The following is a 24,511-nucleotide window of genomic DNA, read 5'->3' on the forward strand; positions in this document are numbered from 1 at the left end:
GTCGTCATCGCCCGTTCGCCTCGAAAGACACGAGCTTCGCTTCACGCAACATTTCCAGTTCCTGCGGCTTTGTTGCCGGGCGAAGCCCGAGCAGCGGTGCGACACGCGCCACCACGCGTGATGTCACCGGCGCGGCGTTCCAGCCCGCCGTCGCATAGCCATAGGTATCCTTGGTCGGTTTCGGTTCGTCGAACATCACGATCATCGCGTAGCGCGGATCGTTGGCCGGAAAGGCGCTTATGAACGACGTGATCAGCTTGTTACGCGCATAGCGGCCGTTCTCGGCCTTCTCGGCCGTCCCGGTCTTGCCCATCACCGGATAACCCGCCACATCGGCACGCCGCCCTGTGCCCTCAGCCACGACCATCCGCATCAGCCCGCGCATGGTCTGGCTGACTTCGCTCGAAATCACCCGCGCGCCAAGCTGCGCCTCATTACGGCGCAGGAAGGTCGGCTCAACCTTGAGCCCACCATTGACGATGGTCGCGACCGCGCTGACGACCTGCAGCGGCGTCACGGCAATGCCGTGGCCATAGGAAGTCGTGATGGTCGACAATTCGCTCCAGCGCGCCGGGGTCAGCGGCGAACCGGCCTCCGGCAATTCGATCTGCGGTCGTGTCAGCATACCGAAGCGGCGCAAATATTCGCGGTGCTCCTCGCCGCCGAGCTGCAATGCAATCTTGGCCGTACCGATATTCGAGGAATGAACAAAAACTTCGGGCACACTGAGCCAGCGATTTTGGGCATGGAAATCGTGAATTTTGAAGCGCGCCACCTGCATCGGCTGTGTCGCGTCGAACCGGCCGTCGAGCCGGACCTTGCCGCTGTCGAGTGCGGCTGCCAGCGTCACGGCCTTGAACACCGATCCCATCTCATAGACGCCGAGCGTCGCCCGGTTGAAGCGGGCCTCTTCGGGCGCCGCCATCGGATCGTTGGGGTTGTAGTCGGGCAGCGACGCCATGGCGACGACTTCACCGGTATGGACATCCATGATGATGCCGACTGCGGCAAGCGCCCGGAATTCGGTCATCGCCCTTTCAAGCTCGTCCGTCAGCGCGTGCTGCACCTTGATGTCGATCGACAACATCACCGTCCGGTTGCGATCGAAACGCGGAACGCCGAACCTGTCCGAACGCGCAACGACGCGGTCCATATAGCGTTCGATGCCGGCGGTTCCGTTATTGTCGATATCGACCATGCCGAGAACGCTGGCGCCGGTCTTGCCGTTCGGATAGACGCGCTTGCGCTCATTGCGGAAGTCGAGCCCCGGCAATCCAAGATAGTGCACGGCATATTGCTGGCGCGGCGCGAGATCGCGCTTGACCCACATGAAGGCGCGACCGGACGAAAGCTTCGCTGTCATGTCCGCCACGTCGAGTTCGGGCAGAACCGTCGCAAGCTGTCGTGCCGTTTCGGCCGCGTCGATGATGCTGCGTCCGTCGGCATAGAGCGAGGCGGTGCCGATATCGGTCGCCATCACCTCGCCGTTGCGGTCGACAATATCCGGGCGCTGGATCGGTGCGGCACGGTCGATCGCGGCCACGCGCGAGCTGTCGTCGCCGCCGATGATCGCCAACCCGACAAGTCGCGCGCCGATCAACGCGAAACAGGCGGCAAACACCGCAATCGCCAGCGAGATCCGGCGCTCCGACGGTGTGCGGACATTCCGCTCGCCGGCACGCGCCGAATGGCGCGACTTGTCGATAGCGTCATACCCCGGCAGGAGAAAGCGCGTTTGCATCTGCGGCCGTCCGCGGCGTCCGATCATTGGATCGACCTCCCGCCGCCAATACCCTCGGACACGGTGCCCGCATAGCCGCCCAGCGGCTGCCGGCCCGACGGCACATAATAGTCATCTGCCATATGCGGCATCGGCACATCTTCGAATTCGACAATCTGGCTTGCCGTCAGCGGCTGCAGCGCGGTGTAACGGGCCGCGAGCTCCTGCAAGCGCTCCGGCTGATTGAGATAGCTCCACTCGGCGCGCAGCACGCGAATGGCCTCGCGCTCGGCGCCAATCTGCGCCTCGAGACGCCCTGCCGCCCGGTCGGCGCCCTCGGCGCGATACTTGATGTCGTAGAGACCGACCGACAGACCGATCACGGCAACGACAAGCAGCAGGTTGATGAGCCGGATCATGCCTGCCCTCCCGCCGAGATATGTCGATCGAGCGAAGGGACCGCACGCAAACCGAGTGATGCGAGATCGAGAGGCAACGCAGGCGCACCCGTCCGCTCCGCCGCGCGCAGCTTCGCCGAGCGGGCGCGCGGGTTGTTTTCGATCTCGGCCTCCGGCGCCTTGCGCGCCTTGTGTTCGATTTCGCGAAACGAAGGCGCCGCCTCGTCGCGCTCGGGCATGTGGCGGTTGGCGCGCCCGGCCCGGCCCGTCCGCGCGGTCAGGAAGCGTTTGACGGCACGGTCTTCGAGTGAATGGAAGGTGACGGTCGCGAGGCGCCCGCCCTCATGCAACAAATCTTCGGCAGCCGAAAGCCCCCGCGCCAGTTCGCCGAGCTCGTCATTGACGAAAATCCGCAGCGCCTGGAAGGTCCGCGTCGCCGGATGGATACGATCCTGCGGCCGGCGGCCGATAACGCGCGCCACTGTCTCGGCAAGCTCCAGCGTCCGCTTGAACTCGACTTGCGTCCGCGCCGCGACGATCGCTTTGGCGACGGCCCGCGCGCGCTTCTCCTCGCCATAGACGGCGATGATGCGGGCCAGATCGCCCTCATCGAAATGATTGACGACATCGGCGGCCGACGGCCCCTCGCCGCCCATCCGCATATCGAGCGGTCCGTCCTGCTGGAACGAGAAGCCGCGTTCGGCCTCATCGAGCTGCATCGAGGAAACGCCGAGATCGAGAACGACGCCATCGACGGTCTCGTGGCCGAGCGCCCGGACAAGCCGCGCCATGTCGCCGAAACAACCTTCAATCAACGTCAGCCGTCCGGCAAATTCGGTCGCCAGCGCCCGGCCGCGCAGGATCGCGCTCGGATCGCGGTCGATCGCCAGCACCGCGCAATCGGCCGAACCGAGAAGGGCCCGCGTGTAACCGCCTGCGCCGAATGTGCCGTCGACATAAACTGCGCCGTCGCGGGGCCGAAGGACATCGAGGACATCGGCGAGCATCACCGGGATATGGGGGGCGTTGCTCCGGCCGCCGTCGCTCATCGGCCGCCTCCGTCCAGAACCGGGGGTAGCGCCTTGAGCATGGCGCGGAAACCGGGAACCTGCTTCTTCGCCTCGACGGCGAAGACCTCGTAAGCCTTCGGCGCCCAGATCTGGAACCGCTCGCCGGCGCCCACAAAAGTCGCCTCGTCAGCAATACCGGCCATCTCGCGCAGCGTTTCGGGCAGGATCACGCGGCCGTCGGCATCGAACATCAGTTCGGCGCTTTCGCCGAGCAGCACCGAGGCGAGCATGTCGCGCTCGGACGAGAACGGATCGAGCCGGGCCAGCATCTGGTCGATCTGGTTCGAGAAAGCCGGACCGCAGCCTTCGATGAACCGGCCCTCGCTCAGCGGCGGAAAACAGATGATCCCGTTGAAGCCCTGGGCGACCGTCACGGCGCGAAACTTCGCGGGCACGGATACGCGCCCCTTCGCATCGATCTTGTTCGTGAAACGCCCCCGGAACGACTCCATCGGCCGACCTCTCCCCTCTCTCGGGCTGCCCCCTCCTGCCTGAAGGGACTTGTGCCCGCGAGACCGGCGAGCGCTTTACGGGCGCGGCTGGGCCTTATACGGGACATCATGGGATAGCATGGGATTTCATGGGCGTCAACGGGAAAACCTAGTAATTTCGCGGTTTTCCGCCCCATTTTGACCCATCTGAACTGTCTTAACGGACCGTTAAAACTGTCGAAAACTTGAGAACACAAGTAGAACATTTGTTCTCCTCAGTCATCGGATCGGACGCGCGCGATGGTCTCCCTCGTGCCACGACACCACGGCGGCCCCGCGCCGCCTTTGTGACAGTTTCGTGACAGTTTTTTGACAGAGGGGGTGTCAGATGGCCTGTAAGCCGGGTTCTGTACCCTTGCGGGTGATGACTATTCATCTGGGACGCCCGTTACCGGACGCCTCTAGCAACCAACCCGGGCGGCGGCCCGGAAACGGGTTATCAGGCTAAACGCCTGAAATGCCGCCCCTATTTGGTCTTGCTCCCGGTGGGGTTTGCCGTGCCGCGCCCGTTACCGGCCGCGCGGTGCGCTCTTACCGCACCCTTTCACCCTTACCGCGGCCCGAAGGCCGAGGCGGTTTGCTTTCTGTGGCACTTTCCCTGGGGTCGCCCCCGCCGGCCGTTAACCGGCACCGTGTCTCCGTGGAGCCCGGACTTTCCTCTGCATTTTCATGCAGCAGCCATCCGGCCATCTGACCGGAATGAGATGGGCCTGAAAATCGTCCGCGTCAAGACGCTTGCGGATTGCCCGCACGATGCCGACATTGCCCCTAACGACAATCCACACATGGGAGAACGCGATGAAGGCCGCTGTCTATTACGAAAACGGTCCGCCCTCGGTATTGAAATACGAAGACGTGCCCGATCCGCAATGCCTGCCGCAAGGCATCGTCATCAAGGTCGAGGCGGTCAGCATCGAAGGCGGCGACACGCTGAACCGCGCCGGCGGCGAACTGGCGACCGTACCGCATATCGTCGGCTATCAGGCGGCCGGAACGATTATCGAGGTCGGCGCGGAAGTTACGCACCTCAAAACCGGCCAGCGCGTGACGACGGTCAACATGCACGGCTCGCATGCCGAGCTGCGCTCGGTCTTCGCGCGCACGGCATGGCTGATCCCCGACAACATGGATATCAAGACAGCATCCGCCATTCCCGTTCCCTTCGGCACCGCGCATGATTGCCTCTTCGAGTTCGGTCGCTTGAAGGCCGGAGAAACGGTGCTCGTGCAGGCGGGCGCCGGCGCCGTCGGCCTCGCCGCGATCCAGCTTGCAAAAAAGGCAGGCGCCACAGTCATCGCAACGGCGTCGAGCGACGACCGGCTCGAAGGACTGAAGCAATACGGCATGGACCACGGCATCAACTACCGGACGCAGGATCTCGTCGCCGAAGCAAAGCGCCTCACAGACAACAGAGGCGTCGACCTCGTCGTCGATCCGGTCGGCGGCTCGACATTGCAGAAGTCGATCCTGTCGCTCGGCTATCGCGGCCGCATTTCGATGGTCGGCCGCGCCGGCCGCGAAGATATGCGCGTCGATGTGACGACGATGATGGGCGGCAACCAGTCGCTGTCAGGCGTTTTCCTCGGTGCCGAAATCTTCACCGATCGCGTCCACGACAACATCCAGAAACTGATCGGCGACATCGCGAAGGGCGAACTGAAGGTCGTGCTCGACAAATCCTTCCCGCTGAAGGACGCCGCGGCCGCACACGAATATATCGAAAGCCGCAAGGCCTTCGGTCGCGTGACGCTGATCCCCTAAGCGATGGCCTTCGCGGCATCGACAAGACGGCGAAGGGTGGCGACGGTCGAAAGATCCGCCACCCCGTCGACCTTCTCAGGCCGGAAATGCCGCTGGAAAGCCGTGACGACGTCTTGCGTCGTCGCGTCGTAATGGCCGAGCACTTCGAGCCCGTAGCCATAGCCCGCCAACATGTATTGAAGCTCGGCGACCGTGTCGCCACGGTCGCCGAATGACAACGACGGCCCTTCCACAACAGGTTCCGGCGCGACCCACAGCCCCACGCCCGCCTGTGCAAGTCGCGCCCAGTCGAACCACTCGCCGGGATCGGCCTTGCGCCCCGGCGCAATGTCCGAATGGCCGAGCACGCGCGCGGGCGGGATCGGATGGCGCGAAAGAATGTCGAGACAAAGCGCTTCGACCGCCGCCATCTGCACATCCGGATAGGGCGGCGAACCGAAATCGTGTCCACCATTTGCGATCTCGATGCCGATCGAACAACCGTTGATGTCGTTCTCGCCCGCCCAGCAACCGACGCCCGCATGCCAGGCGCGCCGGTGTTCCGGCACCATGCGGGTGATGCGTCCCGCCTCGTTCACGAAATAATGAGCCGAGACCTTGGCCGCCGGGTCGCATAACCGGTCAAGGGCGGCCTGCGCGCTCGCCATACCGGTATAGTGCAACAGCAGAATATCGACCGCGCGCCCCTCGGGGCGCTCGTTGAAGTTCGGCGAAGACCGCTCGTCGCAGGGGAGTGTCATCAGGGCCCGGTATCCACAATCCGCTTCTGGCGTATCGACACGATCAGAACGCCCGTCAAGGCGATCAGCGCGCCGACAAGCATACGCTCCGTCAGCACTTCGCCAAGCAGGGTGACGGCGAAAAACACCGTGAAGACCGGCGCCAGCAGAGTCAGCGGCGCGGTTTGCGTCACTTCATAGCGCTGCAGCAGGTAGTAGATGCCAGCATGGCCGACAAGGCTCGACGCGAAAGCCACGTAGAAAACCCCCGCCCATTCCATCAAATTGGCTTCGACAAGCGCCGCCATCTGTCCCTGCTCGAGCGCGAGGGACCCCGCAATCATCAGTGGTGCGGCCGCCGCCGCCACCCAGGCCTGCATTTCAAAAACACCGACATTCCTGATCTGACGCTGGTAGATCGTGCCGACGGATCCGACCAGCGCGGATGCGACGACAAACAGCAGTCCATCGATATAGGTGAAGACCGCCGGGTCGAAGCTGATCACCATGACGCCGGCGAATGAGAGCGTGATGCCGAGCCAGCGCCGCCAATGCACCTGTTCCTTCAGAAAGACGATCGACATGATGGTGGCGAAGGGCACGCCGAGCTGGCTGGTGACAGCAACGACGGAGGCGGTCGACAAAGAAAGACCGACAAAGAACAGGCCGAAGCCGACCGGGCCCGCACACAACGCGATGATGATGACCTGCTTCATCCGCCCACGATGGACCTTCAGGAACGGAAACAGCACCATCACGATCAGCGTGAAACGCAGCGCCGCGAAGAGCAGCGGCGGAAAATGGTCGAGCGACACCTTGGCCGCGATCAGCGCAAAGCCCCAGATGAGGTTGATGAGGACCATGAAGCCCAGATGGAGGGGTGTCATCGCGGTTCCGTGTCAGGGCCGGAAAGAGGTCGCCGGGCGGCTTTTTCTTCTTGGGTTGTTGTTATCTCAACGGCGCGGGCACGCCTAGGGCCAATCAGACCGTCATGCCGCGCGAGCGGGCAATTTTCGCATAGGCCACATTGATCGCCGAAAGCTTCTCGTTGGCGATGGCGACGAGCTCCTTCGGTACGCCGCGTGCAATCAGCATGTCGGGGTGGTTTTCCTTCACGAGGCGGCGATAGGCTTTCTTGAGGTCCTCGTCGCAAATATCGGGCGTGATGCCGAGCACCAGATAAGGATCGCCCTTTTCGTGGCCAAGATGGCTTGCCCGGATGCGCGCGAATTCGATTTCCGAAAAGCCGAAAATATCGGCGACAGTGCGCAGATATTCGAGCTCCTGCGGATGGACATAACCGTCGGCCTTGGCGATGTGGAAGAGCGCATCGAGCACGTCTTCCAGCACGGCGGGCCTGTCGGCATAGATGCGCGCCACCTGCGCCGCATAGGCCTCGAAACCGGCAACATCCTGCTGGGCAATGCGGTAGACACGCTCGACATTGCGCGCCTCGCCGGGCGGCACATGGAAAATTTCCTCGAAAGCCCGCACTTCGGCGTCGCTCACCTCGCCGTCGGCCTTGGCCATCTTGGCCGAGAGCGCGATGAGGGCGATCGTGAACACGACTTCGCCGTCCTGGAGTGCGCGGTCGATGACGATATGTCCGGCGACCGCGCCCAGGAGCGCGCCAAGAGGCCCACCGACGGCCAATCCGACGCCGGCGCCCGCGATTTTTCCCCAAATCGACATGAGGCGAGATTAGGACGTTTTTTCCCTTCTCGCACCTGCAAAATCGGCGGATGACCTTGCGGAAATGAGGCTATTGATCAGTTTCGAGTTCCGTATTGCAGCGAGATTGTCGTGTCTCCTTGCGACAGACTGATGGTGGATCCCATGAACTGCCGAACAAACGTCACCTCTTTGAGATTGTAGGAGATCGCGTTCAGGTCTGCGGTTTCGACGTTCATCGTTACCCCCGTCACCTCTTCATCCGTACCCCCGAAAGATATTTTTTCGTAATCGGTATCACTTGCCATTGGATTGACCCCGGACATGGGGAGCCTCGCCGGGCCACCTTGATAGGGATAGCTGATGACGCGCGCATGGCTGGCGTCCGTGCGCGACTCGATTCGGAAGCGGATACGCCCCTCCGATGCGCCGAGATAGACGATCTGCACCGGCTCGAAGAAATGGGTCCATCCGCCGGAAATACCTTCCGGCAAGCTGTCGAGCCGCTCATCGTTGAGGCGAAGGTAATTTCCGATATTGACGGGCTGCGGCACGATCCTGAGCTGATCATCGAAGCTGCCGATCGAGAACATTTCGATGTTCGTCACATTGCCCGGCGATGTCAGCTTGATGCAGGAGTGATCCTGATGTTTGGAGAACAGGGACTTTCGCTCGGCATATGTGCCTTTGGTGCAGTAGAGCGACATTCCATATGGAATAGGAACATACTCTTCGCCCGCGGGAACATTGTGGCAAATCCCGTTGGCGCAGATACCGCGCATGTCGCCATTCACAATGATCCTGCGATAGGCGGCAATCCGGGTGTCGCTGTAAACGACATCGCCGACGGAAGCGGTGAGCGTCTGTTCCAATTGCTGATCCGGCTCCACGATGAGATGGACCGCAGAAGGCCCATCGGGAAATCCGGCGGCAGCCGCTTGCGCAACAGTCGCAAATGCGAGCACCGCGGACAAAGCCGCCATCTTCAGAATTCTGGTATGGTCACTCATGGAAAGTTTTCCCCTTTTTCAATCGCAATCGCAATGCGAAAGATGAATTCGAGTATGAACTTTCAAATTGCTCACCGCGACATTTTTTGGGCTGCCGAATGAGCAACCGCTGGGATTTCTGGATCGACCGGGGCGGCACCTTCACCGACGTCCTCGGGCGGGCGCCGGATGGCCGCCTGACGGCGCGGAAGCTGCTGTCCGAAAACCCGGAACACTACGCGGATGCGGCCCTTCAGGGCATTCGCGACCTGCTGGACGTGGCGGCGGGCGCAGGCTTGCCCGCCGGCCGCATCGGCGCCGTCAAGATGGGAACGACGGTCGCGACCAATGCGCTGCTCGAACGCAAGGGCGAGCGCACGCTCTTCCTGACCACGCGCGGCTTTGCCGACGCACTGGCCATCGGCTATCAGGCCCGGCCGCATCTCTTCCGGTTGAAAATCGAAAAGCCCGAACTTCTCTACGCGCGCGTGGCGGAGGTCGGCGAGCGCGTCACCGCCGAGGGCGAGGTGCTGATGCCGCTCGACCGCGATGGTACGCGTGCCGAATTACGCGCGGCACATGAAGCGGGCATACGCGCCGTGGCAATCTGCTTCATGCATGGCTACCGCTATCCGGCACACGAAAACGAGGCCGCTGCCATCGCGCGCGAAACCGGATTCACGCAAGTCTCGGTCGGACACAAGGCGAGCCCGCTGATCAAATTCGTCTCGCGCGGCGACACGACGGTTGTCGACGCCTATCTCTCGCCCTTGCTGCGCCGCTATGTCGAGGGTGTGGCCCGCGAGATCGGCGCCGACGATGAGGAGACGCGGCTGTTCTTCATGCAGTCTTCCGGGGCATTGACCGATGCGGCCTTGTTCGAAGGCAAGGACGCGATCCTGTCCGGCCCCGCCGGCGGCGTGGTCGGCGCGGCGGCAACGGCAGCGGAAGCAGGCTTCACCCGCGTTATCGGTTTCGACATGGGCGGCACCTCGACCGACGTGTCGCATTTCGACGGCGAATACGAACGGAGTTTCGAGACCGAGGTTGCGGGCGTTCGCATGCGCGTGCCGATGATGCGCATTCACACGGTGGCCGCCGGCGGCGGCTCGATCCTCCATTATGAGGACGGGCGCTTTCAGGTTGGCCCGGATTCGGCGGGCGCCAGCCCCGGCCCCGCCTGCTACCGGCGCGGCGGCCCGCTCGCCGTCACCGATGCCAATGTGATGCTGGGGAAGCTGCAGCCCGATCTCTTTCCGCCCATCTTCGGCCCGGCGCAGAATGAGCCACTGGACGCCGATATGGTGCGCGAACGCTTTACCGAACTTGCTGCGCGCATCGGTGGGCGGACGCCGGAAGAAGTGGCCGAAGGCTTTCTCCGCGTTGCCGTGGAAAACATGGCCAACGCCATCAAGAAAATTTCGGTGGAGCGCGGCCATGACGTGACGGCCTACACGCTGTCCTGTTTCGGCGGTGCCGGCGGCCAGCATGCCTGTCTCGTCGCCGACGCACTGGGCATGACCGCCATACATATTCACCCCTTCTCGGGCCTGCTGTCGGCCTATGGCATCGGTCTGGCCCGCATCGCCGCCGCGCGCGCGCGCGCCGTGATCCGCCCCTTCGACGGTGAACTGACGGCGGAACTCGATGCCACGATTGCCGAATTGACCGAAGAAGCGCTGGCGGAACTCGCAGCGCAAGGCGTCGACACTGCAAGCGCGAAGACCCGACCAATCCTGCATTTGCGTTATGACGGCAGCGACACGACGCTGCCATCCGACTTCACGACCCGCGACCGGCTGGCAACCATCGAGCATTTCGAGGCGGCGCATCGCGCGCAGTTCGGCTTCAGCTTCGAGGGCAGGACGGTCGTGGTGGAAGCGGTTGAAGTGACCGCGGAAGATACGACCACACGCCATCGAGACACCGAAAGCGCGGCAACGACCACCGACCTGCCCGAACCGCATGACAGGCGGCGCATCCATACCGGCGGCGAATGGCGCGACGCGAACATCTATATGCGGGCGGCGCTGACGGCCGGCCACGAAATGACCGGCCCCGCCATCATCGTCGAGCCGAACCAGACGATCGTGATCGAGCCCGGCTGGCGCGCCGAAGTGACGGCGAAGGACCACATCGTCATGCGCCGCGTCGAGGCCCTGCCCGCGCGCACCGCCATCGGCACCGGCGCCGATCCGGTGATGCTCGAGATTTTCAACAATCGCTTCATGTCGATTGCCGAACAGATGGGCGTGGCGCTGCAGAACACCGCCTCGTCGGTCAACATCAAGGAGCGGCTGGATTTTTCCTGCGCCGTCTTCGACCGCGCGGGCGGCCTGGTGTCGAACGCGCCGCATATGCCGGTGCATCTGGGCTCGATGGGCGCCAGTGTGCGCGCCGTGATCGAGCAGAACCCCGATATGGGCCCCGGCGATGTTTTCGTGTTGAACGCGCCCTACAATGGCGGGACGCATCTGCCGGACGTGACCGTCGTTGCGCCTGTCTACGACGCGGCGAAGGAGACCCGGCTCTTCTATGTCGCGGCGCGCGGCCACCACGCGGATATCGGCGGTATCACGCCGGGTTCGATGCCCGCCCATTCGCGAAACGTCGAAGAGGAAGGTGTGCTGATCGACAATTTCTGCATTGTCGAGCGCGGCCGCCTGCGCGAGGCGGAGCTGCGTCGCCTGCTGACAAGCGGCAAATATCCGGTGCGCAATCCCGAACAGAACATTGCCGATCTCCGCGCCCAGATTGCGGCCTGCGAAAAGGGCGCGCGGGAACTGCGCCGCATGGTGGCCGAATTCGGTCTCGATGTCGTCGAGGCCTACATGACCCATGTGCAGGACAATGCCGAGGAAAATGTGCGCCGCGTGATCGGTCGGCTGAAGGACGCAAGCTTCGAGCAGAAAATGGACGACGGCTCGGTCATTCGCGTCGCCGTGCGCGTGAACCGAGAGGCCCACACCGCGCGGATCGACTTCACCGGCACAAGCGCCGAGCTCGCCAGCAATCTCAATGCGCCGTCGGCGGTCGCCCGCGCGGCGGTGCTCTATGTCTTTCGCTGCATGGTGAATGACGACATTCCACTGAACGAGGGTTGCCTGAAGCCCATCGAAATCGTCATTCCCGAAGGCTCGATGCTCGCGCCCCGTTATCCGGCGGCCGTCGTCGGCGGCAATGTCGAGACGAGCCAGGCGGTGACAGACGCGCTCTTCGCCGCCTTCGGCGCCATGGCCTCGGCGCAAGGCACGATGAACAACCTGACTTTCGGCAATGACCGGTATCAATATTACGAGACGATCGCCGGCGGCGCAGGCGCGGGCCCCGATTTCGACGGCGCCGATGCCGTGCAGACGCATATGACCAATTCGCGGCTGACCGACCCGGAGGTGCTCGAATGGCGCTTCCCTGTGTTGCTGGAAGAATTCAGCATCCGCCGCGGCTCCGGCGGTGGCGGCAGACACAAGGGCGGCGACGGCGCGGTGCGCGCGATCCGCTTCCGAGAAAAGATGAGCCTGTCGATCCTCTCGACCCGCCGCGTCGTCGCACCCTTCGGTCTGATGGGTGGGGAGGATGCGCAAAAGGGCAAGAACGACATCCGTCGCATCAATGGAAAAACGGAACGACTCGACGGTTCCGCTCAAGCCGAACTCGACGCCGGCGACATTGTGATCGTGAAGACACCGGGCGGCGGCGGGTTTGGCCAGGTCTGATGACCGGCGCTTGATCCGGTCCATATCGGTCGCCCGCCGCCGGAATGGCCACGACTCGCGCATAGGGCACGCAATGGGCTCAATTAATGACCAAGGCGTGACAAATTCGAGTTTTTATCCACATCGAATTACATGCATGGATTCAAGCGCTTGGGGACCAAAGCTCAGACGCTCAAATTCCATGCTGCGGTGCAGCCACGAAACCGCTTGCGAACAGCCCGAATTTTACCTGAAAGTCAGCATCTACCCACGACGAGTGGAGGCCGAAATGATTGCAACGAAAGTCGGTTACGTCGCTACCGGGCTTGCGTTTTTCTTCGTCGGCGCCGTGGCGATGGGTCTGTTCTGACCTCGACAGGACGAAGGCAGTTACGGCGTCAATGCCGTATCCCCCAGATGGTTCGGAGGGCGCGACCGCAAGGCGCGCCCTCTTCATTTGTCGACGGTCAATCGACAGATTCAGGAAAGCGCGCGGCATAGTCCTCAAGCGGCAGCCGCGTGGCGTTCACCACAAACGACACCATGTGGTACAGTCCCGTGAGGACGATCAGTTCCAGCAATTGCTCGTCGCTGAATTCTGCCTTGAGCGCACCCCACAATTCATCGTCGACAGTATTTGTATCGTGCAGCTGGTCGACAAGCCGGACGACCAGCCTCTCGCGCGCATTCCAGCATTCGGAATCGGCGCCAGCGGCGACCGTCGCGGCAATTTCCGCTTGGCCGAAACCCACCCGATCGGCGAAGAACGCAATATGCACGCCCCACTCATACTCGCCGCCGCAACGCGCGCAGGCGCGATCGATGACGATTTCGCGCTCGCGCAACGAGAGCGTTCCTTTGTCGAGCAACCCGCCCGCCATGAAGCGCCGGAAGACGCGCGGATTGCGGGCGAGCGTGCGGAAGAGCACCAGCGGCTCGACGCCGGGCGGCATCAGCCTCTCAAGCGTCTTCTCCATGTCGTCATCGTAAGGCCTTGCGGCAGGTTCGATCCGGGCTGTCATGGCGCCATCTCCATATTTGCTACGATTTCAGTAGCAAGAACATGTCGCTTCTCTTTTCGTAGCGCAAGAGTTAATCTGGCAGCATGACGAAACCGCCGAAAACCGCCCCCCGTCCCGGCCGCCGCGTCCGCGGCTCGACCACCGGCCGCCCGGTCATGGTCCTGCTCGACCTGCTCGGACGGCGCTGGGTCTTGCGCGTCCTCTGGGAACTACGGGGCGACCCGTTGACCTTCCGCGCGCTGCAGGCGGCTTCCGGCGGCCTTTCGCCCAGCGTCCTCAATGCGCGCCTAGCCGAATTGCGCGACAGCAAAATCGTCGAACAGCGGCCCGACGAGGGCTATGCGCTGACACGACAAGGGCGCGAACTGCTTACGCAACTCGCGCCCCTGACGGCGTGGTCCGAAAAATGGGTCAAATCGCTCGGCTGAGCGTCAGGCAGCTTCCTCTTCCGGCTCCGCCCCCGGCGTATAGCTGAGAATTGGTGCCAGCCAGCGCTCGCATTCCGCAAGCTCCATGCCCTTGCGCGCGGCGTAGTCCACCACCTGGTCGTGGCCGATCTTGCCGACACCAAAATATTCCGACTGAGGGTGGCTGAAATAAAGCCCGCTCACCGCCGCACCCGGCCACATGGCGCAGCTCTCGGTCAGTTTCATGCCGATCTTCGCTTCGACGTCGAGCAGCTTGAAGAGCGTGCGCTTCTCGGTGTGATCCGGTTGCGCGGGATAGCCCGGCGCCGGACGAATGCCCTGATACTTCTCCGCGATCAGCTCGGCGTTGCTGAGCTTTTCCTTCGCTGCGTAGCCCCAGAACTCGCGACGCACGCGCTCATGCATGTGCTCGGCAAAGGCTTCCGCCAGTCGGTCCGCCAGCGCCTTCGACAGGATTGCCCTGTAGTCGTCATTCGCTTCCTCGAAGCGCTTCGCGACCTCATCTTCGCCGAACCCGGCCGTGACGGCAAAGCCACCGACATAGTCTTCGATGCCCGTGTCCTTGGGGGCGACAAAATCCGCAAGCGCCATGTTGGCGCGATCGGAGCTGCGCTTCATCTGCTGGCGCAGCGAGTGAAGCATGGCCAGCGTCTCCTTGCGCGCATCGTCGGTATAAAGCTCGATGTCATCGTCGGCCACCTGGTTCGCCGGCCAGAATCCGATGACGGCAGCCGCCTTCACCCACTTCTCCTCGACCATCTGCTTCAGCATCGCCTGTGCATCGTCGAAGAGCCCCCGCGCTGCTTCACCTACCTTGTCATCTTTCAGTATCTGCGGGTATTGGCCAGCGAGTTCCCACGTCTGAAAAAAAGGCGTCCAGTCGATATAGGGCACCAGCTTCTCGAGCGGATAGTCCTCAAACACTCTCGTGCCGAGAAAGCTCGGTCGCGTCGGCTTGTAGCCCGGCCACTCGACCTTGAGACGGTTTTCACGCGCCGCTTCTATCGGCTGCCGATCCTTTTTTTCGCGCGCGCCGGCATGAGCCGTCGCCATTTTCGCGTACTCCTCGCGAATGTCAGCCACGAACTGTCCGCGCGACGTTTCCGAAATGAGGTTCGACGCAACGCCCACGGCGCGGCTTGCGTCGGTTACATAGATTGCCTGACCACGCCGATAGTTCGGATTGATCTTGACGGCTGTGTGAATGCGGCTTGTCGTCGCCCCGCCGATCAGCAGCGGAATGTCGAAGCCTTCGCGCTCCATTTCGGCCGCGACATGACACATTTCGTCGAGACTCGGCGTGATGAGGCCGGAAAGACCGATGATATCGACTTTCCTTTCACGCGCGACCCGAAGGATTTTGTCGACTGGCACCATGACGCCGAGATCGATCACTTCGTAATTGTTGCATTGGAGCACGACGCCGACGATGTTCTTGCCAATATCGTGGACATCGCCCTTGACGGTCGCCATCAAAATGGTGGCTGCCGCTTCCTTCTGCGTCGCTCCCGTCAGCTCTTTTTCCTTCTCCATGAAGGGCATCAGGTAGGCGACCGCCTGCTTCATCACGCGGGCGCTCTTCACCACCTGCGGCAGAAACATCTTGCCGTCACCGAAGAGATCGCCGACGACGTTCATGCCATCCATCAGCGGGCCTTCGATGACATGCAGCGGACGTTCGGCTTGCTGCCGCGCTTCCTCCACATCTTCCTCGATATAGGCATTGATACCCTTGACCAGCGAATGCGTGAGCCGTTCGCCGACAGGCTTTTCGCGCCAGGACAAATCTTCTTCGCGCTTTTTGCCCGTACCGCCCTTGTATTGTTCCGCTGCCTCCAGCAGCCGTTCCGTCGCATCCGGCCGCCGATTGAGGATCACGTCCTCAACGCGCTCGCGCAGGGTCGGCTCGATATCGTCATAGATGGCAAGCTGTCCGGCATTGACGATGCCCATGTCCATGCCCGCCTTGATGGCATGGTAGAGAAACACCGAGTGCATCGCCTCGCGCACGGGCTCGTTTCCTCGAAAGGAGAAAGAAACGTTGGAGACACCGCCCGAAACATGAGCGTAAGGCAACTGCTGCCGAATACGCCTTGTCGCGTCGATGAACTCAACGGCGTAGTTGTTGTGTTCATCGATCCCGGTTGCAACCGCGAAGATGTTGGGATCGAAAATAATATCCTCGGGCGGAAATCCCGCCACTTCCGTCAGCAACTTGTAGGCACGTTCGCAAATTTCGAACTTGCGATTGGCGGTATCAGCCTGGCCTTCCTCGTCGAAAGCCATGACGACGGCAGCAGCACCGTAGCGCTTGACCTTGCGCGCTTGCTCAAGAAACGCTTTCTCCCCTTCCTTGAGGCTGATGGAATTCACCACCGCCTTGCCCTGCACGCATTTGAGCCCCGCCTCGATGACCGACCACTTGGACGAGTCGATCATGATGGGGACACGCGAAATGTCGGGCTCGGACGCGATGAGATTGAGAAATCGCACCATCGCCGCCTGCGAGTCGAGCATCCCCTCGTCCATGTTGACGTCGATGATCTGTGCGCCGTTTTCCACCTGCTGGCGCGCAACGGCCAGCGCCTCATCGAAGCGGTCCTCGACGATCAGCTTCTTGAACTTGGCCGATCCCGTCACATTGGTCCGTTCGCCAATGTTGATGAAGTTTGCAGTCGATTGAGTCATGAGATTCAATATCTAACTTTTTTGAAGGAGAGTGACGGCGGCCCGAAAATCAGGCCGCCGTGAAGGCTTCAAGACCCGACAGCCGCAAACGCGGCTCGATCCGTGGAATATTGCGCGGCCGAATGCCCTTCACCGCCTTGGCAATGGCCTCAATATGTTCGGGCGTGGTACCGCAGCAGCCGCCGACGATATTGACGAGGCCGGACGACGCGAACTCGCCGACCAGCGCCGACATTTGCGCCGCATCCTGGTCATACTCGCCCATCTCGTTCGGCAGGCCGGCATTGGGATGCGCGCTCACATTGGCGTCCGCAATGCGTGACAGCGTGTCGATGTGCGGCCGCATCTCCTTGGCGCCCAGCGCACAATTGAGCCCGATCGAGAACGGCTTCACATGCCGCACCGAGTTCCAGAAGGCTTCCGGTGTTTGCCCGGAAAGCAGACGTCCGGACATATCGGTAATGGTGCCGGAAATCATCACCGGCAGTTCGAAGCCCAGTTCCTCGAAAACTTCCTCGACTGCGAAAAGCGCCGCCTTGGCGTTCAGCGTGTCGAAAATCGTTTCGACGAGAATGGTATCGGCGCCGCCTTCGATGAGACCCCTGGTCGCTTCCTTGTAGGCCGTCACGAGCTCATCGAAATAGACGTTGCGAAAGCCCGGATCGCTGACCTTCGGCGAAATCGACGCCGTCCGATTGGTCGGTCCGAGCACGCCGGCGACGAAGCAGACACGTCCGGGCGTTTCACTCTCCGCGATATCCGCCGCTTCGCGCGCGATGCGCGCGCTCTCGACATTCATCTCATAGGCGAGATGCTCGAGGTGATAATCCGCCTGCGCGATACGCGTTGCGCTGAACGTGTTGGTCTCGGCAATGTCCGCGCCTGCCCGATAATACTTCAGGTGGATTTCGCGCAGGATGTCGGGCTGCGACAGCGATATCAACTCGTTGTCGCCCTTGACGTCATGAGCATGATCCTTCAGCCGCTCGCCACGGAAATCGGCCTCGGTGAGCTTGTAGCCCTGGATCATCGTTCCCATCGCCCCATCGAGCACCAGGATGCGCTCCTTCGCGAGCACCTTCAGTTTTGCAATCCGTTCGTCTCTGGTCATGGTGCCTCCTTTATGCGGGTTCGACCGGCGTCAGCGCGGCCTGCGGACGCAAACCCAGCACATGGCAAATGGCGAAAGTGAGATCGGCCTGATTGAGCGTGTAGAAGTGAAAGCGGTCGAAGCCGTAGCCGCGCAGCCGGTTCACCTGCTCGGCCGCGACATAGGCGGCGATCAGCTTGCGCGTCTCCAGTTCGTCGTCGAGCCCGACATAATAATTCTCCAGCCATTGTGGAATGCTGGCGCCGCAACGCTCCGCCATCCGCTTCGTGCCTTTGAAATTGGTCGTCGGCATGATGCCCGGCACGATCGGAACCGAGATTCCCGCCTTCTGTGTTTTTTCCAGAAAGCGGACATGCTTCTCCGTGTCGAACACGAATTGCGTGATCGCCCGCGTCGCGCCGGCATCGACCTTCTTCTTCAGCAGCTCGATATCGGCGTCGAGCGAAACGGATTCCGGGTGCTTTTCCGGATAGGCCGAAACGATCACATCGAAATCGCGGATCTTGCGGATCGCGGCGATCAGCTCCGGCGTCGACTGGTAACCTTCCGGATGCGGCCGATAGGGCGCGCCGAGTTCGGGCATGTCGCCACGCAGCGCTACAATATGCCGGATTCCGGCATCCCAATAGCCCCGGATGACGTCGTCGACTTCGGCGCGCGACGCACCGACACAGGTAAGATGCGCAACTGGCTCAAGCGTCGTCTCGTCGAGAATGCGCTTCACCGTCGCATGCGTGCGCTCACGCGTCGATCCGCCGGCGCCATAGGTCACGGACACGAATTCAGGCGCCAGTGGTTCCAGCCGCCGGATTGAACGCCACAACGTCTGTTCCATCTCCGGCGTCTTGGGCGGAAAAAATTCAAACGAGACGCGCGTACGATCGCGCTTGTCTTCTTTTGATTTCCGGTTCATCGCGTCGCTCCTTCAAATTCGATGCGCCGTTCGGCACGAGGCGCCGGTCGCGCTGGCCGCTCCGCAACCCAGATCGACACCGTCAGTTGCGCATCGTCGTCACCTTCCGGCGGCAAATGCCTGATTTCGCGCACATCGAGACCGGCCTCGACAAGCCATGCCGCCACTTCGTCCGCGTCAAATCCCAGCCGCCGATGGGCATGACTCTCGCGCAGAAAATCGAGATCATGCGGTGCGAAATCGGCGATCAGCAATCGTCCGCCGGGCTTCATTATCCGCGCCGCTTCGGCAATCGAGGCGGCAGGATCGTCCAGAAAGTGCAGCACCATATGCAAGGTCACGAGATCAACCGTCTCGTCCTGCATCGGCAGGTCGTAGAGATCGCCCTGCCTTACCGAGCAATGTGCAAATTCGGGCAGCGCAAGGTGCGCGCGCGCGAGCGCAAGCATTTCCGGGCTGAGATCGATACCGATGCCGCTCTTGGCCTTCGGGCCAAAAAGTTCGAGCATCCGCCCCGTTCCTGTCCCCAGATCCGCCACCGCCTCCATGTCGTCACGGGCACCGAGATCCATCATCGCCTGTTCGACCTTGCCTTCCGGCACGTAGAGCGAGCGAATGCGGTTCCATTCATCGGCATTCGCGCGGAAATAGGCCGCTGCCTTCTCGGCACGCGCCGTACGCACCGCCTCCAGCCGCTCACAATCGCGCGCGATGACGAGATCTTCCTGCGGAATCAGCCCTGTCAGCACTTCGGCCAGCGCGGCCACCGGTCCGCCACTGGCGAGGCGGTAAAAAACCCAACTCCCCTCCCGAAACCGCTCGAGAAGCCCCGCTTCACAAAGCAGTTTGAGGTGACGACTGACGCGCGGCTGGCTCTGGCGCAAAATCTGCGTCAACTCGGTCACTGTGAGTTCACCACGCGCCAACAAGGCCAGAAGACGCAATCGCGTTGGCTCACCAGCGGCCCTCAACCCCGCAAGAAGCTGTTCCATTCGGCATCCGATCGTCAAATTTTGAGAAACATATAAACATATCCTTATGTCTATCAAAAGGACTTTTTTCTTGCAGCATTTCCGCAACATAGTCGCGGAATTGACGGGAGCCCCCGGGCTCGTCCGCTGGTTAACGCCCAACCCATATGCTACCTAGAGCGCTTGGCAATGCGTGAATCGAAGCGAAATTTTGAGCGTTTCTGCGCCGTTCACGCGAATTTAAGCGGTTCGGCGGATGCTCCCGGGGAAGGGGCTTACGGCCGATGTAACGCACGCATCGGCGGGCAGCCGGTTTTGGATTGAGGGCGGACGAATGAGGTTTCGGACTGGACGAACGGCGCGGCCGCGCCTGCTCGCAGGCATTGCGGCGATCACGATGCTGGTTGCCGGCGGCGTGGCGCTGGCCGGGGACGACGGCGAGAACGACCCGCTCGAACCGATGAACCGCTACTTCTTCGAGCTCAACAAGTTCTTCGACACGATCCTGCTGAAGCCGGTCGCCACATGGTATGACGGCGTCGTGCCGGAGCCGGGCCGCGACGGCGTGCGCAATTTCCTCGACAACCTCAGAAGCCCGGTCATCCTCGCCAACGATCTGCTGCAGGGCGAATGGGATCGCGCCGGCACGACCGCGAGCCGCTTCGGCGTCAACACGACGGTCGGTGTGCTTGGCCTTTTCGACCCGGCCTCGAACTGGGGCATGAAGCAGCACAGCGAGGACTTCGGCCAGACGCTCGCGACCTGGGGCACGGGCGAAGGCCCCTATCTCTTTCTGCCGGTGCTCGGCCCCGCCCCGCCGCGCGACCTGACGGGCTTCGTCGTCGACTCGGCCTTCGACCCGCTGACCTATATCTACTGGGACCGCCCGAAGACGGTGCCGGTCACCCGCTTCGTAGTGAACGGCGTCGACCAGCGCGCGCGCAGTCTAAAAACGTTCGACCAGATCGAGCGCACCTCGATCGATTTTTACGCGACGGTGCGCAACCTCTACCGGCAAAGCCGCGCCAGCGAGATCGCCAACGGCCAGTACAATTTCGACACACTGCCGGACATCAACGATCTCACTTTCGACACAAACGAACCCAACACTCCCGGTATGAGACCCTGAGTTCGCACGCCCGCGCATGTCGCGCCGGCACCGAACGTACGGAACCGGAAAGCAGGAGATCGCGCATGCCCCGCCATGCTTCGATGCGAGCCGTCATCGCCCCCCTCGTCTTTTGCGCCGCCTTGACGCTGGGGCTGTTTCACGCCGCCGCGCCAGCCCGCGCCAACGACGATCCGAAAGCCTTTGTCGACGCGGTCGCCGTGCGCGCCATCGCCATTATCAGCGACGACGCGGCGACGCCGAAGCAGCGCGAGGAAGCCTTCCGCGACCTGCTGCGCGAAACCGCCGATCTCGACCGCGTCGCCGCCTTCGCGCTCGGTCAGTATCTGCGCACGCCGACACCCGAGCAGCTCGCCGAATATCGCAGCCTCGTCGAGAACTTCATCGTCAAGGTCTATGTGACGCGTCTCACCGACTACAACAACGAGAAGCTCGAAGTGCTGAGCGCGCAGATGCGCGGCGACACCCAGGCGATCGTCAAGAGCGAGATCCGCTTTCCCGGCGGCCGCCCGCCGGTGACTGTCGACTGGTGGCTGGTGAAAAGCGGCGACGGCTACAGGATCTTCGACATCAATGTCGTCGGCATCTGGCTGGCACAGGAGCAGCGCTCGACCTTCTCGAGCGTCATCCGCAATAGCGGCGGCAATTTCGACGCCCTGCTCGAACACCTGCGGGCCCAGATCGACAAGGCCGAAAAGGGCGACCTTTCGGGCATCGCCAAGCTCGACTAAAGAAAGAACCGTACACGGATCAACCCGGCCGCGGCGCCTCCCGAAAGAGGGGCGCCGCAGCTGTTTGTGGCAGCAAAACACCCCCCTCTGTCACTGAACTGTCATAAAACTGTCACAAAAGACTTTTCCACAGCGATACCCCATGACTTATCCCCGTGGGACAGACATGACTTATCCCCGTGGGACCGGGATGCCACAGCCATGTCACCGTGACGCGAAGGCCACGACGCGAATAAAATGCGCCAAAATTCGCCAAAACTTGTCCCCGCCCTGTTGATCAAGGCCGTATCGCGGCACCCGCCAACCGGATTTCGGCTTTCGCCGATGCACCGGTACACCGGTACACCGGTCGCCCGGTGGAAAATCTGTATACAGACAATTCCGGACCCGGTCAGCCGCGGTGTTGCGCCGAGGCGAAGGTACAGAAACAGGACTTGCCTCTTTCCGCGAACCTCCCCACATTCGCCGGGCGCAACCGGAAGGATTGCGATTCTTCCCGGGGGGCGACCATCCCATGACATTCGGCAAACCCATGCACCGGCAGGTGCTGCTGCTGGCGACCGCGCAGGCGCTGTTCCAGACGACGGCCGTTCTCGTCATGACGATCGGCGCGCTGGCGGGCGCGACGCTGGCGCCGCGGCCGGAACTGGCGACCGCACCCATCGCCGCCATGCTGCTGGGCACGACGCTGGCGACCGTGCCGGCCTCGATGCTGATGGCGCGGGTCGGGCGGCGGCCGGGTTTCATCCTCGGCGCGCTGGCCGGCGCGGCGGGCGGATTCGCGGCGGCGGCAGGGATGTGGACAGGCTCGCTGCTGCTGCTCGCGGCGGGCACGTTTCTGGTCGGCGTCTATCAGGGCTTCGCGCAGTTTTATCGGTTCGCGGCGTCGGAAGTGGCCGACGAGGATTTTCGGCCGCGCGCCATCTCGCTGGTGCTGGCCGGCGGCGTCGTGGCGGCGATCCTCGGTCCGGCGCTGGCGCAATGGGGCGGGCCCTTGCTGGTGCCGGTCTATACGGGCTCGTTCCTGCTGCTGGCGCTGGTGTCGATCGTCGCCTCCGTTCTCCTGCTCGGCCTCAATGTGCCGCGCCCGGCGCCGCGCGCCGAGGGTACCGATGGCGGCCGTCCGCTTGGCGCCATTATCCGGCAACCCGCCTATGCGGTGGCGCTGTTCGGCGCCGCGACCGGCGGCGGCGTGATGATCCTCGCGATGACGGCGACGCCGCTGGCGATGACCCATCACCATCATCATCTCTCCGACACCGCGCTGGTGATCCAGCTTCACGTGCTCGGCATGTTCCTGCCGTCGTTCTTTACCGGCTCGCTGATCGCGCGCTTCGGCGTGTTGCGCATCATGCTGGCAGGCGTCGCGCTGCTGGCGGGCCATGTGACGATGAGCCTGTCGGGGACGGACTTCGTTTCCTTCGCCTCGGCGCTGGTGCTGCTCGGCGTCGGCTGGAACTTTCTCTATATCGGCGGCACGACGCTTCTGACCGAAACCTATACAGAGGCCGAAAAGGGCCGCGCCCAGGCGATGAACGACATGACGGTTTTCGGTGTCAGCCTTCTCGCCTCGCTCAGCGCCGGCGCGCTGCATCAGTTGCTGGGCTGGCAGGCGATGAACATGCTGCTGCTGCCCTGGCTCGGCATGGCGGCGCTGGCGCTGGTCTGGCTGACGGCGCGCCGCCGGAGGCCGCATCGCCGATATTCTGTGAGATAATGCGTGGCGCATGCGAAAAATTCGGCGGCGGAGCCGCAATCCGCGTCCGCATTCCTGCCGTTTCAGACCTTCTTAAAGCTTCGGCCTCAGGATGGCCGGGTAAGCTTGGGCCTTTGTTTGTTGCGTGAGGTGACGTTTTGGATGCGGGGTCTTCTTCGGGCGGCGCGGCGGCGGCAATGAAGCCGGTGCGTTCGGCGTTGAGCCATGCTTTCGAGAAAGTCTGGATGGCGATCCCGAAGCACGGCCAGCCGATCCCCGACAAGGCCGATTTCCGGCCCGAGCGCTTCGCGCGCTTTCTGGCCAACATCTATCTGGTCGAACTCCACGACGTGCCGGGCAAGCGCCTGCCGATCCGGCTGGCCGGCAACAATATCCGCGATCATCTGGGTGTCGACGTCAAGGGCATGAACTATGCCGACTTCGTGCCGCCGGAACGCCAGCACATCGCCGGCGCCTCAATGCCGAAAATGTTCGGGCCGCCGCCGCTCGGCCGCTGGATCCGCAAGGACATTCTCCACCGCGACGGTCACCGCGAAATGATCGAGATGACGCAGCTGCCAATGTTCGAAGCGGCGACCGGCACGCGGCTGGTGCTGGGTCTGATCGAGGGTTTCGGCGAGGAACTGCACGGCGAAGGTCAGTTCCGCATCGAGGACCGCGACGCCGAGGTGTTTTTCGAACTCGCGTGAGGGTTGGGAAAAAGGAAGAAGGGTTTCACGCGGAGACGCGGAGACGCGAAGAAGGGAAGGACTCACGCAGAGGCGCAGAGACGCAGAGGTGCTGCGATACGGCGCAGACGCATCAGGCTTCCCCGGACGCTGTTTTCATTCCTGCCGGGCTTCGCCCGGCAAAAGCAGTCAAGCGACAGAAAACGGGAGCCTGCCACATATTCATTCCCCTCTGCGCCTCTGCGTGCAAAACCCTTTCTCACAAGGAAGTTGTGCACTCGCCAAAACCAAAAGTGCCATCCCGGCGGAAGCCGGGATCCATGGGCCGTTCGGCAAGTGGTGAGGTGAAGGGAAGAAGGACTCACGCGGAGACGCGGAGGCGCGGAGAAGAAGAAAAGTGGTTGCGCCTTCGGCGCGAAAGAACCACATCGCCAACACACAATTTCGAGGAGCGCCAGCGACGAAGCAACCCAGAAAGCGTCGAATACAGAGTTTGCGGCTTTCTGGGTTGCTTCGCTTCGCTCGCAATGACGTTTCTTATGAGATTCCATGTCGCTGATGCGAAGCAGCCTCGTCGGCGCGTAGCGCCAGAATTCCTTTCTTCTCCGCGGCTCCGCGG

At 62.5% G+C, this 24,511-nt stretch carries 19 protein-coding genes, 1 other RNA gene and 1 pseudogene; 8 read left to right on the top strand and 13 right to left on the bottom strand.

Annotation, left to right across the window (positions count from 1 at the left end; genetic code table 11):
* Positions 1 to 4: 4 nt before the first annotated feature.
* The 5 genes from Q7V31_RS13140 to rnpB form a co-directional block, all read right to left on the bottom strand.
* On the bottom strand, positions 5 to 1,768 hold the full coding sequence (locus Q7V31_RS13140) for a penicillin-binding protein 2 (protein WP_304734968.1): 1,764 nt from the start codon (positions 1,766 to 1,768) through the stop codon (positions 5 to 7).
* Entirely contained in the window at positions 1,765 to 2,139 is a 375-nt protein-coding gene (locus Q7V31_RS13145; RefSeq protein ID WP_304734970.1) for a hypothetical protein, read from the bottom strand. The genes Q7V31_RS13140 and Q7V31_RS13145 overlap by 4 nt, the downstream gene beginning before the upstream one ends.
* Complete coding sequence (gene rsmH / locus Q7V31_RS13150) at positions 2,136 to 3,167, bottom strand: 16S rRNA (cytosine(1402)-N(4))-methyltransferase RsmH (protein WP_304734971.1); 1,032 nt, start codon at positions 3,165 to 3,167, stop codon at positions 2,136 to 2,138. The genes Q7V31_RS13145 and rsmH overlap by 4 nt, the downstream gene beginning before the upstream one ends.
* On the bottom strand, positions 3,164 to 3,640 hold the full coding sequence (locus Q7V31_RS13155) for a division/cell wall cluster transcriptional repressor MraZ (RefSeq protein WP_304734973.1): 477 nt from the start codon (positions 3,638 to 3,640) through the stop codon (positions 3,164 to 3,166). The genes rsmH and Q7V31_RS13155 overlap by 4 nt, the downstream gene beginning before the upstream one ends.
* 359 nt (positions 3,641 to 3,999) lie before the next feature.
* Positions 4,000 to 4,373, bottom strand: an RNA gene (rnpB, locus tag Q7V31_RS13160) — RNase P RNA component class A.
* Positions 4,374 to 4,477: 104 nt separating this feature from the next.
* On the opposite strand from rnpB, the gene Q7V31_RS13165 reads away from it, so the two are divergent.
* Positions 4,478 to 5,440, top strand: coding sequence for a zinc-binding alcohol dehydrogenase family protein (locus Q7V31_RS13165; RefSeq protein ID WP_304734974.1), 963 nt, complete (start codon positions 4,478 to 4,480; stop codon positions 5,438 to 5,440).
* Here Q7V31_RS13165 and Q7V31_RS13170 read toward each other — a convergent pair.
* The 4 genes from Q7V31_RS13170 to Q7V31_RS13185 form a co-directional block, all read right to left on the bottom strand.
* Entirely contained in the window at positions 5,437 to 6,180 is a 744-nt protein-coding gene (locus tag Q7V31_RS13170) for an N-acetylmuramoyl-L-alanine amidase (protein WP_304734975.1), read from the bottom strand. The two genes, Q7V31_RS13165 and Q7V31_RS13170, sit on opposite strands and share 4 nt — an antisense overlap.
* Positions 6,180 to 7,046: a DMT family transporter gene (locus Q7V31_RS13175; protein ID WP_304734977.1), complete on the bottom strand. Its 867-nt coding sequence runs from the start codon at positions 7,044 to 7,046 to the stop codon at positions 6,180 to 6,182. Before Q7V31_RS13175 ends, Q7V31_RS13170 begins: the two co-directional genes overlap by 1 nt.
* A 94-nt stretch (positions 7,047 to 7,140) precedes the next feature.
* Positions 7,141 to 7,851 (bottom strand): TerB family tellurite resistance protein, encoded by a 711-nt coding sequence (locus tag Q7V31_RS13180; RefSeq protein ID WP_304734978.1) that lies wholly within the window; start codon positions 7,849 to 7,851, stop codon positions 7,141 to 7,143.
* 77 nt (positions 7,852 to 7,928) lie between these two features.
* A complete protein-coding gene (locus Q7V31_RS13185; protein ID WP_304734979.1) occupies positions 7,929 to 8,840 on the bottom strand; it encodes a hypothetical protein in 912 nt (303 codons plus the stop codon).
* A 98-nt stretch (positions 8,841 to 8,938) separates the two neighbouring features.
* Here Q7V31_RS13185 and Q7V31_RS13190 point away from each other — a divergent pair, with 98 nt between their 5' ends.
* Together Q7V31_RS13190 and Q7V31_RS13195 are read left to right on the top strand one after the other, a co-directional pair.
* Positions 8,939 to 12,535, top strand: coding sequence for a hydantoinase B/oxoprolinase family protein (locus Q7V31_RS13190; RefSeq protein WP_304734980.1), 3,597 nt, complete (start codon positions 8,939 to 8,941; stop codon positions 12,533 to 12,535).
* A 181-nt stretch (positions 12,536 to 12,716) separates the two neighbouring features.
* A complete protein-coding gene (locus Q7V31_RS13195; RefSeq protein ID WP_304734982.1) occupies positions 12,717 to 12,884 on the top strand; it encodes a hypothetical protein in 168 nt (55 codons plus the stop codon).
* Positions 12,885 to 12,981: 97 nt separating this feature from the next.
* Here Q7V31_RS13195 and Q7V31_RS13200 read toward each other — a convergent pair whose 3' ends face one another.
* Positions 12,982 to 13,536, bottom strand: coding sequence for a carboxymuconolactone decarboxylase family protein (locus Q7V31_RS13200; RefSeq protein WP_304734983.1), 555 nt, complete (start codon positions 13,534 to 13,536; stop codon positions 12,982 to 12,984).
* 83 nt (positions 13,537 to 13,619) lie between these two features.
* Here Q7V31_RS13200 and Q7V31_RS13205 point away from each other — a divergent pair, with 83 nt between their 5' ends.
* The gene (locus tag Q7V31_RS13205) at positions 13,620 to 13,964 is read left to right on the top strand and encodes a helix-turn-helix domain-containing protein (protein ID WP_304734985.1); all 345 of its coding nucleotides are present in this window, start codon (positions 13,620 to 13,622) and stop codon (positions 13,962 to 13,964) included.
* A 3-nt stretch (positions 13,965 to 13,967) separates the two neighbouring features.
* Here Q7V31_RS13205 and metH read toward each other — a convergent pair.
* From metH to Q7V31_RS13220, 3 genes and pseudogenes are all read right to left on the bottom strand, one after another.
* Positions 13,968 to 17,763: pseudogene (metH, locus tag Q7V31_RS13210) on the bottom strand (methionine synthase).
* 10 nt (positions 17,764 to 17,773) lie between these two features.
* The gene (metF, locus tag Q7V31_RS13215; RefSeq protein ID WP_304734986.1) at positions 17,774 to 18,676 is read right to left on the bottom strand and encodes a methylenetetrahydrofolate reductase [NAD(P)H]; all 903 of its coding nucleotides are present in this window, start codon (positions 18,674 to 18,676) and stop codon (positions 17,774 to 17,776) included.
* Positions 18,673 to 19,668, bottom strand: a complete 996-nt coding sequence (locus Q7V31_RS13220; protein ID WP_304734987.1) for a metalloregulator ArsR/SmtB family transcription factor — start codon at positions 19,666 to 19,668, stop codon at positions 18,673 to 18,675. Before Q7V31_RS13220 ends, metF begins: the two co-directional genes overlap by 4 nt.
* 313 nt (positions 19,669 to 19,981) lie before the next feature.
* On the opposite strand from Q7V31_RS13220, the gene Q7V31_RS13225 reads away from it, so the two are divergent.
* The 4 genes from Q7V31_RS13225 to Q7V31_RS13240 all read left to right on the top strand — a co-directional run bounded on the left by Q7V31_RS13225 (position 19,982) and on the right by Q7V31_RS13240 (position 23,913).
* Positions 19,982 to 20,776: a VacJ family lipoprotein gene (locus Q7V31_RS13225; RefSeq protein WP_304734988.1), complete on the top strand. Its 795-nt coding sequence runs from the start codon at positions 19,982 to 19,984 to the stop codon at positions 20,774 to 20,776.
* Between the two features lie 65 nt (positions 20,777 to 20,841).
* On the top strand, positions 20,842 to 21,507 hold the full coding sequence (locus Q7V31_RS13230; RefSeq protein WP_304734989.1) for a phospholipid-binding protein MlaC: 666 nt from the start codon (positions 20,842 to 20,844) through the stop codon (positions 21,505 to 21,507).
* A 514-nt stretch (positions 21,508 to 22,021) separates the two neighbouring features.
* Complete coding sequence (locus tag Q7V31_RS13235) at positions 22,022 to 23,224, top strand: MFS transporter (protein WP_304734990.1); 1,203 nt, start codon at positions 22,022 to 22,024, stop codon at positions 23,222 to 23,224.
* Between the two features lie 176 nt (positions 23,225 to 23,400).
* The gene (locus Q7V31_RS13240; protein ID WP_304734991.1) at positions 23,401 to 23,913 is read left to right on the top strand and encodes a PAS domain-containing protein; all 513 of its coding nucleotides are present in this window, start codon (positions 23,401 to 23,403) and stop codon (positions 23,911 to 23,913) included.
* The last annotated feature ends 598 nt before the right edge of the window (positions 23,914 to 24,511 follow it).

This window comes from Parvibaculum sp. (genome assembly GCF_030651915.1).
Lineage (GTDB): Bacteria > Pseudomonadota > Alphaproteobacteria > Parvibaculales > Parvibaculaceae > Parvibaculum.